The 15,845-nt window shown below is 40.4% G+C and carries 16 protein-coding genes and 1 pseudogene; all 17 read left to right on the forward strand.

The genetic code is table 11. The annotated features are described in order from the left end of the window. Nucleotides 1–1,024 (forward strand): phage major capsid protein (locus DK858_RS09500; protein WP_109397196.1); only part of this gene is annotated, 1,024 nt, incomplete at its 5' end. A gap of 88 nt (nt 1,025–1,112) precedes the next feature. After that, nucleotides 1,113–1,415 (forward strand): head-tail connector protein, encoded by a 303-nt coding sequence (locus DK858_RS09505; RefSeq protein WP_109397690.1) that lies wholly within the window; start codon nt 1,113–1,115, stop codon nt 1,413–1,415. 8 nt (nt 1,416–1,423) lie between these two features. Further along, the gene (locus DK858_RS09510) at nt 1,424–1,747 is read left to right on the forward strand and encodes a phage head closure protein (RefSeq protein WP_109397197.1); all 324 of its coding nucleotides are present in this window, start codon (nt 1,424–1,426) and stop codon (nt 1,745–1,747) included. Beyond that, a complete protein-coding gene (locus tag DK858_RS09515; RefSeq protein ID WP_109397198.1) occupies nt 1,744–2,184 on the forward strand; it encodes an HK97-gp10 family putative phage morphogenesis protein in 441 nt (146 codons plus the stop codon). The genes DK858_RS09510 and DK858_RS09515 overlap by 4 nt, the downstream gene beginning before the upstream one ends. Then, a complete protein-coding gene (locus DK858_RS09520) occupies nt 2,181–2,519 on the forward strand; it encodes a hypothetical protein (RefSeq protein ID WP_109397199.1) in 339 nt (112 codons plus the stop codon). Before DK858_RS09515 ends, DK858_RS09520 begins: the two co-directional genes overlap by 4 nt. Before the next feature lie 65 nt (nt 2,520–2,584). After that, nucleotides 2,585–3,052, forward strand: coding sequence for a phage tail tube protein (locus DK858_RS09525; RefSeq protein ID WP_036913331.1), 468 nt, complete (start codon nt 2,585–2,587; stop codon nt 3,050–3,052). A 2-nt stretch (nt 3,053–3,054) separates the two neighbouring features. Beyond that, the gene (locus DK858_RS09530; protein WP_023582506.1) at nt 3,055–3,435 is read left to right on the forward strand and encodes a phage tail assembly chaperone; all 381 of its coding nucleotides are present in this window, start codon (nt 3,055–3,057) and stop codon (nt 3,433–3,435) included. Nucleotides 3,436–3,476: 41 nt separating this feature from the next. Beyond that, complete coding sequence (locus tag DK858_RS09535; RefSeq protein WP_227335946.1) at nt 3,477–3,740, forward strand: phage tail assembly protein T; 264 nt, start codon at nt 3,477–3,479, stop codon at nt 3,738–3,740. Nucleotides 3,741–3,759: 19 nt separating this feature from the next. Continuing rightward, nucleotides 3,760–7,026, forward strand: a complete 3,267-nt coding sequence (locus tag DK858_RS09540) for a phage tail tape measure protein (protein ID WP_109397200.1) — start codon at nt 3,760–3,762, stop codon at nt 7,024–7,026. 2 nt (nt 7,027–7,028) lie between these two features. Next, nucleotides 7,029–7,361: a phage tail protein gene (locus DK858_RS09545; protein WP_109397201.1), complete on the forward strand. Its 333-nt coding sequence runs from the start codon at nt 7,029–7,031 to the stop codon at nt 7,359–7,361. Continuing rightward, on the forward strand, nt 7,358–8,107 hold the full coding sequence (locus DK858_RS09550) for a phage minor tail protein L (RefSeq protein ID WP_109397202.1): 750 nt from the start codon (nt 7,358–7,360) through the stop codon (nt 8,105–8,107). The genes DK858_RS09545 and DK858_RS09550 overlap by 4 nt, the downstream gene beginning before the upstream one ends. Nucleotides 8,108–8,112: 5 nt before the next feature. Continuing rightward, nucleotides 8,113–8,835, forward strand: coding sequence for a C40 family peptidase (locus tag DK858_RS09555; protein ID WP_109397691.1), 723 nt, complete (start codon nt 8,113–8,115; stop codon nt 8,833–8,835). Continuing rightward, a complete protein-coding gene (locus tag DK858_RS09560) occupies nt 8,832–9,308 on the forward strand; it encodes a hypothetical protein (protein ID WP_069366997.1) in 477 nt (158 codons plus the stop codon). Before DK858_RS09555 ends, DK858_RS09560 begins: the two co-directional genes overlap by 4 nt. 64 nt (nt 9,309–9,372) lie before the next feature. After that, on the forward strand, nt 9,373–9,966 hold the full coding sequence (locus DK858_RS09565; protein WP_023582499.1) for a tail assembly protein: 594 nt from the start codon (nt 9,373–9,375) through the stop codon (nt 9,964–9,966). 19 nt (nt 9,967–9,985) lie between these two features. Then, on the forward strand, nt 9,986–13,717 hold the full coding sequence (gpJ, locus tag DK858_RS09570; protein ID WP_109397203.1) for a TipJ family phage tail tip protein: 3,732 nt from the start codon (nt 9,986–9,988) through the stop codon (nt 13,715–13,717). 11 nt (nt 13,718–13,728) lie between these two features. Continuing rightward, a complete protein-coding gene (locus DK858_RS18150) occupies nt 13,729–15,264 on the forward strand; it encodes a phage tail fiber protein (RefSeq protein WP_194294835.1) in 1,536 nt (511 codons plus the stop codon). Between the two features lie 180 nt (nt 15,265–15,444). Further along, nucleotides 15,445–15,840: pseudogene (locus DK858_RS18565) on the forward strand (IS481 family transposase); the annotation flags it as partial. Nucleotides 15,841–15,845: the final 5 nt, after the last annotated feature.

Genomic DNA, 15,845 nt, shown 5'->3' on the forward strand with positions numbered 1-15,845 from the left:
CAAAGAGAAAGAACAGCGTGGTCAACAACCGAATAACCCTGAAACAGAGCAAGCAGAGCGTCGCAACCAAGCGTTTGATCGCTTCCTGCGCTGTGGTTTTGGTGAACTGACTGCTGAAGAGCGTCAAGCGGTAAAAGAAATCCGCGCTCAAGGCACCTCACCTGATGAAAAAGGGGGTTACACTGTTCCTACTCAGATGTTAAATAAGATTGTTGATCAAATGAAAGCCTATGGTGGTATCGCAAGTGTGGCTCAAATTTTATCAACTGCCACAGGTCAAGATATTACGTGGTCAACATCTGATGGTACTAATGAAGAAGGTGAATTACTGGGCGAAAATACCGCAGCAGGTGAGCAAGATGTTGAGTTTGGCACCGCCATTTTAGGAGCCAAAAAATTAACATCGAAAATCATCCGTGTATCCAATGAGCTACTGCAAGATAGTGGTGTGGATATTCAAGCGTATCTGGCTTCACGTATTGCTCAACGCATTGGTCGTGGGGAAGCAAAATACTTAATTAAAGGTACTGGCACAGGAACACCTCAACAACCTTCAGGTTTGGAAACTGCGGTGACAGGTACGGTTGAGGCATCAGGTGCGTCATTAAGCTGGAAAGATATTGCCGAATTAGAACATGCTATTGATCCTGCTTACCGCAATAGCCCTAAATTCCGTCTTGCCTTTAATGATGATACGTTGAAAAATCTAAAATTAATGGAAGATGCGCAAAAGCGTCCTTTATGGCTTCCGTCTATTTCAGGTGTTGCACCTGCTCAAATTTTAGGTATGCAGTATGTTGTGGATCAGGCCATCGACAAAATGGAAGCCGGTAAAAAATTTATCTTCTGTGGTGACTTTGACCGCTTCATTTTACGCCGTGTGACCTACATGACGTTAAAACGTTTGGTTGAACGTTATGCTGATTATGACCAAACTGCGTTCTTAGCCTTCCATCGTTTTGACTGTGTTCTTGAAGATACTTCTGCAATTAAAGCGCTGGTGGGTAAAAGCGCGACAAAATAGTTTTAAATAACACCGAGTCAATCAAGTACCGCTTAATTGCGGTTTTTTTGTGCCTGCGATCTGGATGGTCGCAGGTATTGGGGGATTTATGCCACTACCCACACTAGAAAAATTGAAGCGACAATGCCGCATTGATGATGATTACACGTTAGAAGATGAGTTATTAATACAATATCTTGGGGCATCGAAAAAACGCGCGGAAACCTATATCAATCGTACATTATACGAAAAAGATGTACCTGCAAATGATCCTGACGGTCTAATTATTACTTCTGATATTGAATTGGCATTAATGATTGCAGTGAGCTATTTCTATGAATACAGAGAAAGCGCATCGATACCTTCCGCATTCTATGCACTACTCGATCCTTACCGTTATATCAATTTATAAGGTGTGTTATGAAAATAGGTAAGCTTCGACATCGTATTACTTTTCAAAGATATGTATCAGAGCGATTACCATCAGGCCAACCTCACAATAAATGGATTGATATTGCGACAACGTGGTGCGAAGTAAAACATCTTTCTGGTCGTGAGCTGATATCCGCTAATGCTGAAATGTCAGAGGTTACTGTTAGAGTGTGGATGCGTTATCGACCCGACATTAACAGTACCTGCAGAATGGTTTGGCGTGAGCAAATTTATGACATTCAGTCAGTCATCCCTGATGAGAAATTGACTCGATTAGAATTGCTATGCAAACAAGGAGTTAAACAATCATGACTTTGGATTTCTCCGATCTACTCGACTTATCAAGAGAGTTAGATGTTTTAAGCCGAGCTGAAAGTCATCAAGCGATGCGAAAAGCAACCAATGCGGCCGCAACGTTATTACGTGATGAAATCAGAACGTCCGCACCACGAAATACGGGAAAATTAGCACGAAATATAGTGACCCGTAATCACAGAATGCGCAATAAAGGCGAGGTTTCTTCGGGCGTTTATGTTCGAGGAAGTAACGCATCAGGCACAAACAGTGATACCTCGATGAAAAGTGATCATCCTAACAATGCCTTTTATTGGCGCTTTCTTGAAGAGGGCACTTCTAAAATGGCGCCGAGGCCTTTTATACGTCCCACTTTTGATCGTGAATCGGATAAGGCAGCCAATTTAGCCATTAGCGAATTAAATAGAGCGATTGATGAGGCGCTAGGAAAATGACAGAGGCGGATATCTACGCAATTTTATCACCTGTTGTATTACCTGATAAAGTTTTTCCGTATGTTGCTCCACAATCAAACCCTGCAATAACAGCGCCTTGGTGTGTCTTCTCTTTGTACGATGTCAAAGGCGATGTACTGAAGGGGCAAGCCGAAACGATGACGAATATTCAGGTTGATGTTTATGCCGATACGATTGATGAGGCGAGAACGCTTCGCTTGTTATTTGCTAATTCATTAACAAAATTAAGCCCTGTTGAAATTTCAGAAAAACAAGGCTACGAGCCAGATACAGGATTGTTTAGAGCAACATTTGAATGCCAAGTTTGGCAATAGCATCGCCTTATTATTCACACTAAAGCCACCTTCGGGTGGTTTTTTTATGCCAATAGGAAATGATCATGTCTAGTAAATATGAAAAAACACAAGGCACTAAAATCAGTGTCTCGAAATTACCCGCAACAGAAGTTAACCCAGCTGATGCGGTATTTTTAGGGATTTCTTGTTCAACAAAAGAGATCAGTTATACCGGTGGGCAGAAATCAGATATTGATGTCACCACGCTCTGTTCTGAGGAGCAAGAAGTTACCAATGGATTATCTGCACCTGCAGAGCTCACCATTAATGGTAATTTCACCGATGATGAAGGCCAAGAAACATTACGTACCGCGTATGAAAATGATGAAGTTCATGCCTTTAAAGTGGAGTTCCCTTCGGGTATTGGCTATGCCTTTTTAGCCGAAGTGCGTCAAAACAGTTGGAGTGTTTCTACTTCGGGTGTGGTTTCCGCTTCATTTACCCTACGTTTAAAAGGTAAATCTAAGCCGATTAAAAACGGGACTGTTAATTTAAATAAAGGTAGCGAATAACCATGAAAAAACCGTCATTAAAGTCACTGGCTTTAAGTGAAAAGAATGCCTTTCGCACAAAGAAAGTGAATGTTGCTGAATGGGAAAATGCGGTCGTCATGCTTCGTGAGCCGTCATCACCTGCGTGGATGAAATGGCGTGAAATTATTCATCATGATAATGCAGAGGATGAACATTCGTTATCTGACATTGAAATTGCACAACGTAATTTACGTGCCGATGTTGTGATGTTTATTGATGTGTTGCGTGATGAAAACGGGGAGGTCGTTTTTGATGAATCAGACATCAACGATGTGATGGCTATTTATGGTCCAGTACATTCTCGTTTATTAAAACAAGCGCTCGATTTAACTATTTCGGTTGATGATGCAGAAAAAAAGTAGCCCAGCCTGATACTTTCTTTTTAATGACATTGGCGCTCCGCATGGGGCGCACTCTTGATGAACTCACTCGCCAAATGAGCTTGAGTGAACTTCGGATGTGGATGGCTTTTGATCGCATTAATCCCATCGGTGATATTCGTAGTGATATTCAAACAGCACATATCGTTTCTTCTATTTATCACTCTCAAGGCGGTAAATGCACGCTTTCTGATGTGCTTTTACGGTGGGATCCCAAAGCAACCCAAGAAAGTGATGATAGTTCTAATGGGTTAGAGAATTTCTTTCAGTCTATTTCAGAAAATTAATTATTTTTGCGAGGATAAAATGGCAAAACTGCGTGAACTGATTATTAAAATTTCTGCTAATTCTTCCTCGTTTCAATCTGAAATAGCGCGGGCTTCGCGTATGGGAGAAAACTATTATCGGATCATTGAGCAAGGCGGACGACGCGCCAGTGGCGCATCTCGTGAAATGCAACGCGCTATCCATGATCTAAATGGTGAATTATCGTCCATTAAAAATACCGTATCAGGCGTTGCGGGTGCATTTGCAGGGGCTTTTGCAACACAGCAACTTATCAATTATGCAGACACATGGAGTCAACTCAGCGGTCGATTAAAATTAGCGTCTACGTCGATGGAAGATTTTAAGCAAGCACAGCAAGAGTTAATGACGCTGAGCCAAAGAACGGGCACATCGATTGCAGCGAATACGAATCTATACAGCCGTGTTGCACAATCCATGCGTGATGCGGGGTATGCTTCAAGTGATGTTGCGAAAGTCACCGAAACCATTGCAACTTCATTAAAACTCTCTGGCGCCAGCGCTGAAGAAACCAGCTCTGTTATTACACAGCTAAGCCAAGCATTAGGTTCGGGTGTTCTTCGTGGTGAAGAGTTTAATGCTGTCATGGAGAATGGTGGTCGATTAGCAAAAATGCTGGCTGATGGTATGGGAACAACGATTGGTGGTCTGCGTGAAATGTCGCAAAGCGGACTACTCACGATGGATAAAATTGTTCCTATCCTGACGAATACGCAACAGTTACGAGCTGAGTTTGATCAATTACCAGCCACGGTAAGTGGGTCTGCACAGAAGATTGAAAATGCGTTCATAGCATGGATTGGCAATGTTAATGAAACATCAGGTGCTACTCGCACACTATCAACCGCAATGGAAGGGATCGCGAACAATATTGATGGTATAGCCTCTGTTTCTGGTGTGTTAATTGGTCTAGGTCTGGCGCGTTATTTTGGCGGGCTGACAACGAGTGTGGCGAATGCAACCATTGGGGTTGCGCGTGCAACAAAAAATGAAATCGCCTTAGCTCAAGCTCAGTTACAAGGTATTAAAATATCAACGGCTCGAGCAAGGGTAGCAGTCTATCGAGCACAGCAAGCTAGAGCTTCAGCACAAAGTGCCGAGCAACAAGCATTAGCTGAACGTCGATTAGCTTCCGCGCAGGCAACATTAAATCGAAATATATCAGCAAGGCGCACTGCTCAAGAGAATCTTAATCGAATCACCTCGACAGGATCTCGATTAATGAGTGGTGCCATGGGGCTAATAGGTGGGATACCCGGACTCGTGATGGCAGGTGCTTCTGCTTGGTACATTATGTATCAGAATCAAGAGGAAGCGAGGCGTTCTGCTCGTGAATATGCTGAAACTATTAATCAGGTACAAGAGAATTTAAGAAAGATGTCTCTTCCTGATGTATCTGACAATTACGATAAAACGAACGATTCACTCACTGAACAAAATAGGCTGGTTACAGAGCAAAAAGGTAAAGTTGATGATCTAGAGAAACAAATTAGAGGTTACCAGCAGATACTTGCATCACCTGGTCCTAAGATGGGTGATTTCATGATAAATCATTTAACTAGTGAAGCTGATGTTGTTAATCAATTAGCTGAAGCTGAAAAAGATCTTGCAGCAGAAAAAGAACGCCTCATTCAAATGCAAGAGAAATCGACAGGAATTCAGTCAGCATTAAAAAACATTGAAGAACAACGAGTATTTTTAATTCGACAACAGGCTTCAGAGCAAAATAAAGCCCATCAAGCCTTGTTGTTCATGAATGCTGAACAAACTAAATTCAATCAGATCATGAATATTGGTAACAACATGCTCGCTACTCGGCAGGCACTAGTCAATTTTCCTATGCGTATTCCTAATGCACCATTAGATGATAAACAGCAGACGCTAATAAATAACTCTGAGCGAGATAAAATTCTCTCTTCATTAACGGGTGAAGCTAGAGTTATTAAACAGGCCGAATTTTCTGCCGATGATGTGGGGTTAACCAACACGCCAGAACATGCCGAAAATCGCCAGAAATATATTAATAACCTAGTGACAGCTTTTCAAAATCGAGAAAAGCTAAATGAATCTCTTAAAACAGGAAAGGCAACACAAAGCGCCTATGAAAAAGCGCAAAAAGAAGCTGAAAGAACCGCAGAACAATATGAGCGGAAGATAGCAGATTTAAGTGTGGCAACAGAGGTTCAGAAGGTTAGGGCTTCACAAGGCGAAAAAGCCGCTTCTCTTTATGCAGCATCACATGAAAATGGGGCTAAATGGACTGATAAGCAAAGAGAAGCGATTGAACGTTCATCTGTCGCTCTCGCAGAATGGACGCAAAAAGCTGATGATGCCGTGAAAAAGCATCGTGATATGGAAGAGGCTCGTAAAAAACTGCAAGAAGCCACAGTCAAATTTAACGATGAAGCTACGTTAGCGACTCAAACCAATAGCATGAGTTCAAGAGAAAAAAGCTACTTTGAAGAAAGCCAGCAAATAGACCGTATCTACAATGAATCTGCGAAGAAAACAGAAGATATTGAAGCCAGATCTAAAGCATTAGATGCATTAGATCTTAAGTATCGAAATATAGCGCTCGCTGAATCTGACTGGACCGCAGGTATAACGCGAGGAATGAAAGATTGGGTTCAAGAAAGCGGTAACTACGCTGCTCAAACAGCCTCTGTCGTGCAAAATGCGATGGGAGGAATGGTTGACACAATCAGCGATAAATTAAATGGCAATAAAGCCAGTTGGAAAGATTGGTCTGTTAGCGTGTTGAATTCTATTCAGAATGTACTCATTAATGCGGCAATAGTGAATAGCCTGAATACAATGGCCGGTGCTGGTGGTTGGATGGGCGCTGTTGGTGGATTTTTAGGTGGTGTTGCTCATGCTAAAGGTGGGGTACATAGTTCAGAAAGTCTAGGTTCTTATAGTAATCAGATCGTTAGCTCACCCACTTATTTTGCCTTTGCTAAGGGGGGCGCGCCTAATCTCGGACTCATGGGTGAGGCAGGGAGTGAGGCTATAATGCCATTAACTCGAACTGCAGATGGCAACTTAGGGGTTAGAGTTGTTGGTGGTAATAATCAGGGCGCTCCTTCAGCACCTCAGGTTTACATTACCATTGATGGTAACGGTAATTCAGAAACTCAATCAACGAATGGATTCGAGCAGTTTGGTGCGGAGATTGGCCGATTTGTTGATAGCCGTTACCGAGAGTTAATGTCTAAAGATATTAGGCCGGGTGGTTTAATTTGGAATGCAACTCGAGGAGGCCGTTAAAAATGGAAACATTCACTTGGTGTCCACGTATAAACCCGACTGAAGATGTCTCTTACAACACAAGGAAAGTCAAGTTTGGGGATGGTTATGAACAAGTTTCTGGTAATGGTTTAAATTCACGCAGTCAGAAATGGTCAATGGAGTTTGTGGGGGATGAAGACTACATTTCAGTTATCCGTCACTTTATTGATAAACATGCAGGAATAAAGTCATTTTTCTGGAAACCGCCTCTTGAGCCACTTGGATTGTATCGTTGTGATGAACACAAACTCATTCCGAACGGTGCAGGAAATTACACCCTTTCTTTGGTTTTTATTCAGGCATTTAAATCATGATCACAGCCGATTATCAAAAATTAGAGCCGGGCAATACTGTCCGGCTTTTTGAAGTTGATGGTACAGAATTTGGTGTTCCTAATATTCTGAGATTCCATGCATACAATATTCCTATCACGGAAGAGGAAATGCAAAAAGCTAAAGGAGAAATAGAGGCTAAGTCCATTTGGTGGCAAGGGAATGAATATGGGGCATGGCCAGTTAAAATAGAAGGGTTAGAGTCCTCTACAACGGGATCTAGTGCTAATCCTAAACTATCAGTGGCTAATTTAGATAGCTCAATAACCGCATTATGTCTGCATTATGATGATATGTTGAAAGCAAAAGTGATTATTCACGATACCCTTTCTCATTATCTCGATGCGGAGAATTTTAGTGATGGGAATGCTTATGCAGATCCCACCCAAGAGCGAGTATCTGTCTTTTATATTGATAGTAAAAGTGCAGAAACAAATGAATTTGTTGAGTTTATACTGGCAAGTCCAATGGATTTACAAGGTGTAATGATACCTACTCGGCAACTACATTCAATGTGTACGTGGTGTTTACGAGGGCAATATAAATCGGGAGATGGGTGTGATTATGCAGGGCAAAATGGTTATTTTGATAAACAGGGTAATCCTGTTGACGATCCATCACTAGATAAGTGCAGTGGTTTATTGAAAACGGGGTGTGTGCCTCGATTCGGTAAAAATAATCCTCTTCCTTTTGGTGGTTTTGTCGGAACCTCGTTGTTACGGAAATAATAATGATGCAAAAGAAAATACGAGAGGCGATATTTTCTCATGCAAAAAAGGAATATCCCAAAGAAGCATGTGGCGTTATCGTACAAAAATCCAGAGTAAAGACGTATTTACCTTGTGTAAATGTAGCTACAACACCTCAAGAACACTTCGTTATTTCTCCTCAAGACTATGCATTATGTGAAGACCAAGGCGTCGTTATTGGTATTGTTCATAGTCATCCAGATGCCACAACTCAACCTTCTGAGTTAGATCAGGCTCAATGTGATGCACTGGGTATCCCTTGGTATATTGTCAGTTACCCCGAAGGGGATTTTCGTGAAATTCTTCCTAGAGGCGAACTTCCTCTTATTGGCCGTCCATTTGTGCTTGGTTTTACGGATTGTTGGGGGCTAATAATGAGTTATTTTAAGCAAACACATAATATTGTATTACCTGATTATCGTGTTGATTATCCATGGTGGGAGCAAGGTGAAGATCGCTATATGGATAATTGGCAAGAAGCGGGGTTTGTGAAAGTAGAAGGTGAACCACAAGCAGGCGATATGGTTGTTATGCAGGTTCAATCCAATGTTGCAAATCATGCCGGTATTATTCTGGATGATGGTATGTTGTTGCATCACCTTTATGGGCGATTAAGCCAACGAGTTCCTTATGGTGGTTATTGGCGAGATAGAACGGTTATTATTTTAAGAATTAATAAAAGTCTACATGAAGAGGGTTTATCGTGAAAAATCTATTATCATTTTTAATTATGACATTATTGGCACTACCTAGTTTTGTGTATGCACAAAAACAATCTGATGATAAAAAAATTGACTATCGTCCATTAACTCAAGAAGAAGAAATAACAATCAAAGCATGGGTATCCAATGGGTTAAAAGATGGGGAAAGCGCGAAATTCAAATTAAGCGAAAGAGTCATCTCTATTAATAATGAGCCTGAATATATATATTGCGGGTTAGTTAACGCAAAAAATTCTTATGGAGCATATTCTGGTTGGGTTGTTTTTAAAAGTTTTGTAACTAAAAATGCTTACAATAAATTAATTGCACTTACGGACGTAGGGCAAAAAATGGGCGTAGATCCAGCTATGCAAATAGGTGATGGTAAATTTTATGAACAGGTATTATTTGACACCTGTACATCTAAAGGATATTTCAAAGGAAACTATTTAAACGAAGATTTAATAGGAAGAAAGTAAGGAAGATATAACCTTATATTTCTTATGCCTACCCGCCAAGTGCGGGTTTTTTTGTGGAGTTTTTATGCAAGAAGAAAAGATGGTAACAATAGAGTTAAGCGGAATATTAGGAAAAACATTTGGTAAAACTCATCAGCGCATAATTACGACAACATCAGAAGCAATCAGAGCACTTTGTTGTACCTTAAATGGATTTGAACAGTATTTAAATACCAGTAAATCACGAGGATTAACATACGCCGTATTTAAAGGGAAAAAGAATATCGGTGTTGATGATCTTAATTTCCCAATATCAGAAGAAATTATTCGTATCGTTCCCATTGTGATGGGGAGCAAAAGAGGTGGTGTTTTTCAGACTATTTTTGGTGCCGTCCTTGTTGCTGCCGCTATATGGCTACCTTGGGGTTCCGCATTATGGGCCAGTAACCTTTTATTTGCTGTTGGCGCATCAGTAGCTATCGGCGGTGTTATCCAAATGCTTTCACCTCAGCCAAAAGGCCTTGCAATGCAAGATCAGGGTGAAAACAAACCTTCGTATGCATTTGGCTCTCCTACTAATACCGTTTCTCAAGGTTACCCTGTGCCAGTGCTTTATGGCGAAAGAACTATTGGTGGCGCCATCATTTCTGCAGGTATTTATGTAGAAGATCAGCAATAAATCTATTTGGAATAATCTAATGAGAAAAACAATTCACGGTCAAAAAGGGGGCGGTGGTAGTCCTCGTGTGCCTGTTGAGCAACCTGATGATTTGCAATCTATTGCTAAAGCAAAGTTACTCATTGCCTTGGGTGAGGGAGAATTTGCCGGAGAGTTAACGGCACAAAATATCTTCCTTGATGGCACACCGTTAGAAGACACTGAAGGAAATGCAAATTTTAGTGGTGTGACGTGGGATTTTAGACCAGGCACACAAGCACAGACTTATATTCAAGGATTACCTAGCGCTGAAAATGAGATCAATGTTGGCTCTACGATTTCGAGTAAAACACCATGGGTTCACACATTTACCAATTCACAATTATCGGCTATTCGAGTTCGTCTAAAGTGGCCCTCATTATTCAAGCAAGAAGATAATGGGGATTTGGTGGGTAATGAAGTTAAATACGCTATTGATTTACAAACCGACGGTGGTAGCTGGAAAACCGTTATTGACAGTGCTGTGAAAGGAAAAACGACATCAGGTTATGAGAGAGCGCACAGAATTGATTTACCTGAATCGACAACATCATGGTCACTACGTGTTAGAAAAGTCTCTAATGATGCTAATAGCAGTAAAATCGGTGATACGGTTGTTTTGCAAAGCTACACTGAAGTCATTGATGCTAAATTTACCTATCCTCATACAGCGTTACTTTATATTGAGTTCGACTCTAAACAATTCAACGGCTCTATTCCGCAAATAACGTGCAAACCGAAAGGGCGCATAATCCGAATACCCTCAAATTACAATCCTATTGATCGCACCTATACGGGTGTATGGGATGGTTCCTTTAAATGGGCATGGACCAATAACCCCGCATGGGTTTTCTACGATATTGTTATCTCTGATAGATTTGGTCTTGGACAACAAATAAATCAACAACAGATTGATAAATGGGAGTTATACCGTATAGCGCAGTATTGCGATCAATTGGTACCCGATGGGAAAGGTGGTGATGGCACAGAACCGCGTTATGTCTGTGATGTTTATGTGCAAGATAGAAATGAAGCATATAACGTGTTACGTGACTTTGCAGCCATCTTTCGAGGAATGACCTATTGGGGTGGCGGTCAGATTGTGACATTAGCGGATATGCCTCGTGATATTGATTATAGCTATACCAGAGCTAATGTGATTGATGGCAAATTTATTTATTCAAGCAGTAGCAGTAAAGAAAAGTATTCCACGGCATTGGTTTCGTATTCAGATCCGCAAAATGGATATGCTGATGCAATGGAGCCAGTGTTTGAACCTGATTTAGTTTCTCGGTTTGGGTTTAATCAATTAGAAGTTACCGCAATTGGTTGCACCCGACAAAGTGAAGCCAATAGAAAAGGGCGCTGGGGAATACTGACAAACAATAAAGACAGAATGGTGACATTCTCTGTCGGGTTAGATGGGAACATTCCGCAACCTGGTTATATTATTGCTGTTGCTGATGAACTATTGTCAGGAAAAGTCACTGGTGGTCGAGTAAGTGCCATCGATGGCAGAAATATCACGTTAGACCGTGTTTCAAGTGCTGTGAGTGGTGATCGATTAATTCTCAATCTTCCTTCAGGGCAATCGCAAGCAAGAACGATACAAACAGTATCAGGGAAGGTGATCACGGTTACAACGGAATACAGTGAGACACCAGAGACAGAATGTGTGTGGGTTGTTGAATCAGAAGAACTGTATGCACAACAATATCGCGTTGTTAGTGTCACTGAAAATGAATCGAATCAATTTACTATTACCGCCATTCAGCATGATCCCAATAAATATGAACATGTTGATTCTGGTGCGTTGATTGATGAAAGGCCCATTAGCGTTATTCCTCCTAATAATCAGCAAGCTCCGAAAAACATTGTCATTGATTCTTACTCAATCGTCAGTCAAGGCGTTAGCTTTGAAACAATGCGAGCACAGTGGCCACAAGTTGAAAACGCAATCTCTTATGAGGCGCAATGGCGTAGAAACGAAGGCAATTGGGTCAATATGCCTCGAAGCTCCATTAACTCTATTGAGGTTCCTAATGTTTATGCCGGTCGATATTTAGTCCGTGTTCGAGCTATTAATGCTTCTGAGATCTCAAGCGGATGGGGATATTCTGACGAAAAAACGTTAACCGGAAAAATGGGTAACCCACCCAAACCGGTTAACTTTAGAGCGTCGCCCTTAGTATTTGGCATTAAGCTAGACTGGGGGTTTGGTGAAAACACCAGTGATACGTTAAAAACTGAAATCCAGCACAGCAAAACCAATGATGGTGAAGGTCTGATGCTGTTATCTGATGTTCCTTATCCATCTAAAACCTATGAAATGGCAGGTTTATCCGCAGGCGTAGCATTTTATTTTAGAGCAAGGCTGGTGGATAAAACAGGTAATCAATCCGAGTGGACTGAGTTTATTCGGGGAGAATCTGAGTTTGATGTAGGTACGATATTACCAGAGCTTGATGGACACTTCATGTCATCAGAAGCTGGCCAGCAACTCGGTGAACGCTTGAATTGGAATGCTGAAACAGCGCTTCTTCTTAGTAACGCTGATTCTCAACTATCACGTAGTTTGTTAGTGAAACACGGTCAATCACAAGCTGGAATCAAAGAGCTATGGCAAGTACGTGCAACGGATAACGAAGCATGGGCACAGGAAGTTAAAGAAATTTACTCCGCGGTTGGTGACAACAAATCTGCAATTAAAGAGACCCAAACTTCAATTACTGAGTTAAATAAGGCGTTCGGTCAAACAACTACGGAGATCCGCACAGAGTTAAAAACAACTAACCAAAATTTAGCCGACACCAATCAGAAGTTAGGCAATACAGATAAGGAGCTTGTTCGTGTTGCTGCGGACGTGGTAACAAACAAAGAGGCGATATCTAAAACAGATAAAGCGCTCGCTAAATCAGAGGAACAAATTCAGGTTAAATTTGGCGAACAAGAAGGTTTGATTAAGCAGAAAATGCAGGCTGAATTTAGTCAGACCGGTGACGGTGTTGTCACGCACTCAATTAATATCACGATTGTTCATGACAAAGTTAAATATAACGCAGCAGGGCAAGTGATTAGTGCTCAAGTTAAGAATGGCAAGCTTGAATCATTCTTTGGTTACAATGCGAATAACTTCGCTTGGTATAACCCTGCAAATGGCAAGATGGAATTATTCATGTATGCCAAGAACGGGCAATTTTTTGTTCGAGATTTATTTATCGAAGACGGCTCGATTACAAATGCAAAAATAGGGAATGTTATTCAATCAAATAATTATGTGGCTGGAAAATCAGGCTGGATAATTAATAAAAATGGATATGCTGAATTTGAGAATGCAAAATTTAGAGGAGAAATTAAAGCCACTAAAGGCACAATGAATAATGTGATTATTGACAAGGATTGTGAAATTAAGGGCACTTTAAAAGTGGAGAATATCGAAGGTGACATAGTTAAGTTTTATTCTCTTGGTAATGGAGAAACAATTACGATACCGGCACAATCTTTTGACCGCATTATTCAAGTTGTCACCATAGCGACGACACATAATAGTAAGTGGTGTCGATTATGGCTAAATGATGATAAGTTCTTTGAAATTAAAAATGGTGGAAGTTATGAAGAATTTACTTATTGGAATTCTCCATCAACAACGTTAAAAGCGAATACACCAGGCGTATTTAGATATGACAGCGAAGATAGATATTTCAAAATAACACTATTAGCCTGCAAGCAATAAGGAAATAAATCATGATATACACAACAGGCACAGTTTCTACTGTGTCAGGGTCTGCTATTGTCCGCGGAACTGGCACTAAATTTAAAAATAATAATCCAGCCATTAATGTCGGAATGACTATTTTAATTAAATCAGGAAATACTAATATTCCGTATATGATTAAATCTGTTAATTCCAACACTGAATTAGTATTAGCACAGCCTGCATTAGCCACCACAACTAACACCATATTTTCAATTCATATTACTGAGCCAGATAATAATAGTGATGCAGCTAGAACCATGGTCGCCATAAATGCGTACACGCAATATTTTCTCGATGCGATGAATACATGGATGAGTGAAACAGGGCAAACAAAAATTGAAATGCCAAATGGTGAAGTTATCACACTCGATAGCATTAAGAAGATGCAAGGGGATATTGCTAATCGAGCTGATAAATCAACAAATACAGTTCAATTATTTTCTGGTGGCATCAAGGCTCAATTCGCTGATGCAGTAAGAGGAAATGATTATTTTGGTATTCGAGTGCATACAAATGGCACATCAGCTCTATATGGTTTTAAGAATGGCTCTGGATTTGATTATACATTTCCTACTTATACAGGGGAGGTTGTTTTAAAACAAGGAAGTTACATAGTTAATTATGCGACGAATGACTGGCCGGGGATAAGGCTTTATAAAGCCAGTGGTGAGTATGTCACTTTGGAAGGTAGCTCTTCTTCATCAACACTCGCTCAACTTGTTTATAGAAACTCTGGTGGTAACAACGTTGCTGTTGTAGATATACCCAAGAAAGCTGGCACAGTCATGCTTGTTGGGGATTATGGATTAGGTGGTAATCATTTATCTGGGGTGGGAAGACCAGCAAAATTATTAGGGGATTTACCATCTGGCTTTTATGGATACGTTACTCCACAAGATATTCCTGCTAATACAACTGTGTATGGAGATTTCATTCGTCTTAATTATAATTCGGGAAACTATCAAAATATATTAATGCCTAATTATGGCAATGACTTTATGGTAATACAAAGGGTCTCAGATTCTAGTGTTTCAAATGTTAAGGTAATGACGTCTAATATGTGGACTGTTGATAGCAATGGATTTTATAAACGTGCATCTCCTGTTATCAACATCAATACAGATGGCGCATTTACAACTAACGACGAATCAGAAGGCTCTACGGTTACTCGAGTAGCTCAGGGTGCATATCTCATTAAAGGGGTACTGGGCTTTAATGCCGATGCAGGCTGGGGCGGTGTCGATGGCGGTATTGAAATTCCACTCGATGTCAATAAACAGCCACTTATTTGGGTAGACTCTGAAATTAACAAAGACGGTTCTATTCTCGTCAAAACCTATCATCGCACTCATCCTAATGCACCTAAGTTCGCCCGTAATGATATTGACGGCTTCAACGATGGCGACCCGATTGATATCCCAGCCGGCCGTTTTATTTCCGTGCGTGTACAGATGCCAGAAGGCTCAATCTATAACGTGAGAATGCGTGAGATGGAAGAGGCGCAGAAAGCGGAAGAAGATTAGTAATCTACTAAATTAACTAAAATCGCTTACTATTCTAATAAAAAATAGAGCTCAATTATTTTTTAGTTCTGCATCATTTGTATTTTTAAGTAATTCATGATGCTCTATTTTTTCTGCATTATACCCAACAGTTATTTTGATTTTCTAACTTTAAGAAATAAATACCAAGGCGTTATGTTTAGGTTTATGTGTTTTAATAAACCTGATGGGCTGAGGATTAAGCGAATTCAATATACGGTGATTGACGATGCTACACAGGTTAGGTCTCATAAAACTTATGAGAGACATAATCAGGTTCATGCTATTGATTTTATCGATTATGTTATTAGTAAATTTTCCTTTAGGATTAAAACGGTTAGAACGGATATAGCACGAATTTCATCAATTAATTGATGAAAAAGATGATGTTGATTTACATGAAAATTTAGCTGAATGAGAGGCATTTTATAATTTTCATTGCCCCCCACTCAGTTCATGTTGGTAAAACACTGACGAAGTGTTAAAATAAGCTTGGTCTTTAAAATTAAACGTCAGCCAAGGTTTTGGATAACACAAATAAAAGTATCAATATTATAAATATT

Source organism: Proteus faecis, from assembly GCF_003144395.1.
Lineage (GTDB): Bacteria > Pseudomonadota > Gammaproteobacteria > Enterobacterales > Enterobacteriaceae > Proteus > Proteus faecis.

Bases quoted from the DNA above. Each gene is read 5' to 3' on its own strand.
- DK858_RS09545 (WP_109397201.1), top strand. From the start codon at position 7,029: ATGGAAACATTCACTTGGTGTCCACGTATAAACCCGACTGAAGATGTC.
- DK858_RS09535 (WP_227335946.1), top strand. From the start codon at position 3,477: ATGGGGCGCACTCTTGATGAACTCACTCGCCAAATGAGCTTGAGTGAA.
- DK858_RS09555 (WP_109397691.1), top strand. From the start codon at position 8,113: ATGCAAAAGAAAATACGAGAGGCGATATTTTCTCATGCAAAAAAGGAA.
- DK858_RS09515 (WP_109397198.1), top strand. From the start codon at position 1,744: ATGACTTTGGATTTCTCCGATCTACTCGACTTATCAAGAGAGTTAGAT.
- DK858_RS09530 (WP_023582506.1), top strand. From the start codon at position 3,055: ATGAAAAAACCGTCATTAAAGTCACTGGCTTTAAGTGAAAAGAATGCC.
- DK858_RS09505 (WP_109397690.1), top strand. From the start codon at position 1,113: ATGCCACTACCCACACTAGAAAAATTGAAGCGACAATGCCGCATTGAT.
- DK858_RS09565 (WP_023582499.1), top strand. From the start codon at position 9,373: ATGCAAGAAGAAAAGATGGTAACAATAGAGTTAAGCGGAATATTAGGA.
- DK858_RS09510 (WP_109397197.1), top strand. From the start codon at position 1,424: ATGAAAATAGGTAAGCTTCGACATCGTATTACTTTTCAAAGATATGTA.
- DK858_RS09550 (WP_109397202.1), top strand. From the start codon at position 7,358: ATGATCACAGCCGATTATCAAAAATTAGAGCCGGGCAATACTGTCCGG.
- DK858_RS09540 (WP_109397200.1), top strand. From the start codon at position 3,760: ATGGCAAAACTGCGTGAACTGATTATTAAAATTTCTGCTAATTCTTCC.
- DK858_RS09520 (WP_109397199.1), top strand. From the start codon at position 2,181: ATGACAGAGGCGGATATCTACGCAATTTTATCACCTGTTGTATTACCT.
- gpJ (WP_109397203.1), top strand. From the start codon at position 9,986: ATGAGAAAAACAATTCACGGTCAAAAAGGGGGCGGTGGTAGTCCTCGT.
- DK858_RS18150 (WP_194294835.1), top strand. From the start codon at position 13,729: ATGATATACACAACAGGCACAGTTTCTACTGTGTCAGGGTCTGCTATT.
- DK858_RS09525 (WP_036913331.1), top strand. From the start codon at position 2,585: ATGTCTAGTAAATATGAAAAAACACAAGGCACTAAAATCAGTGTCTCG.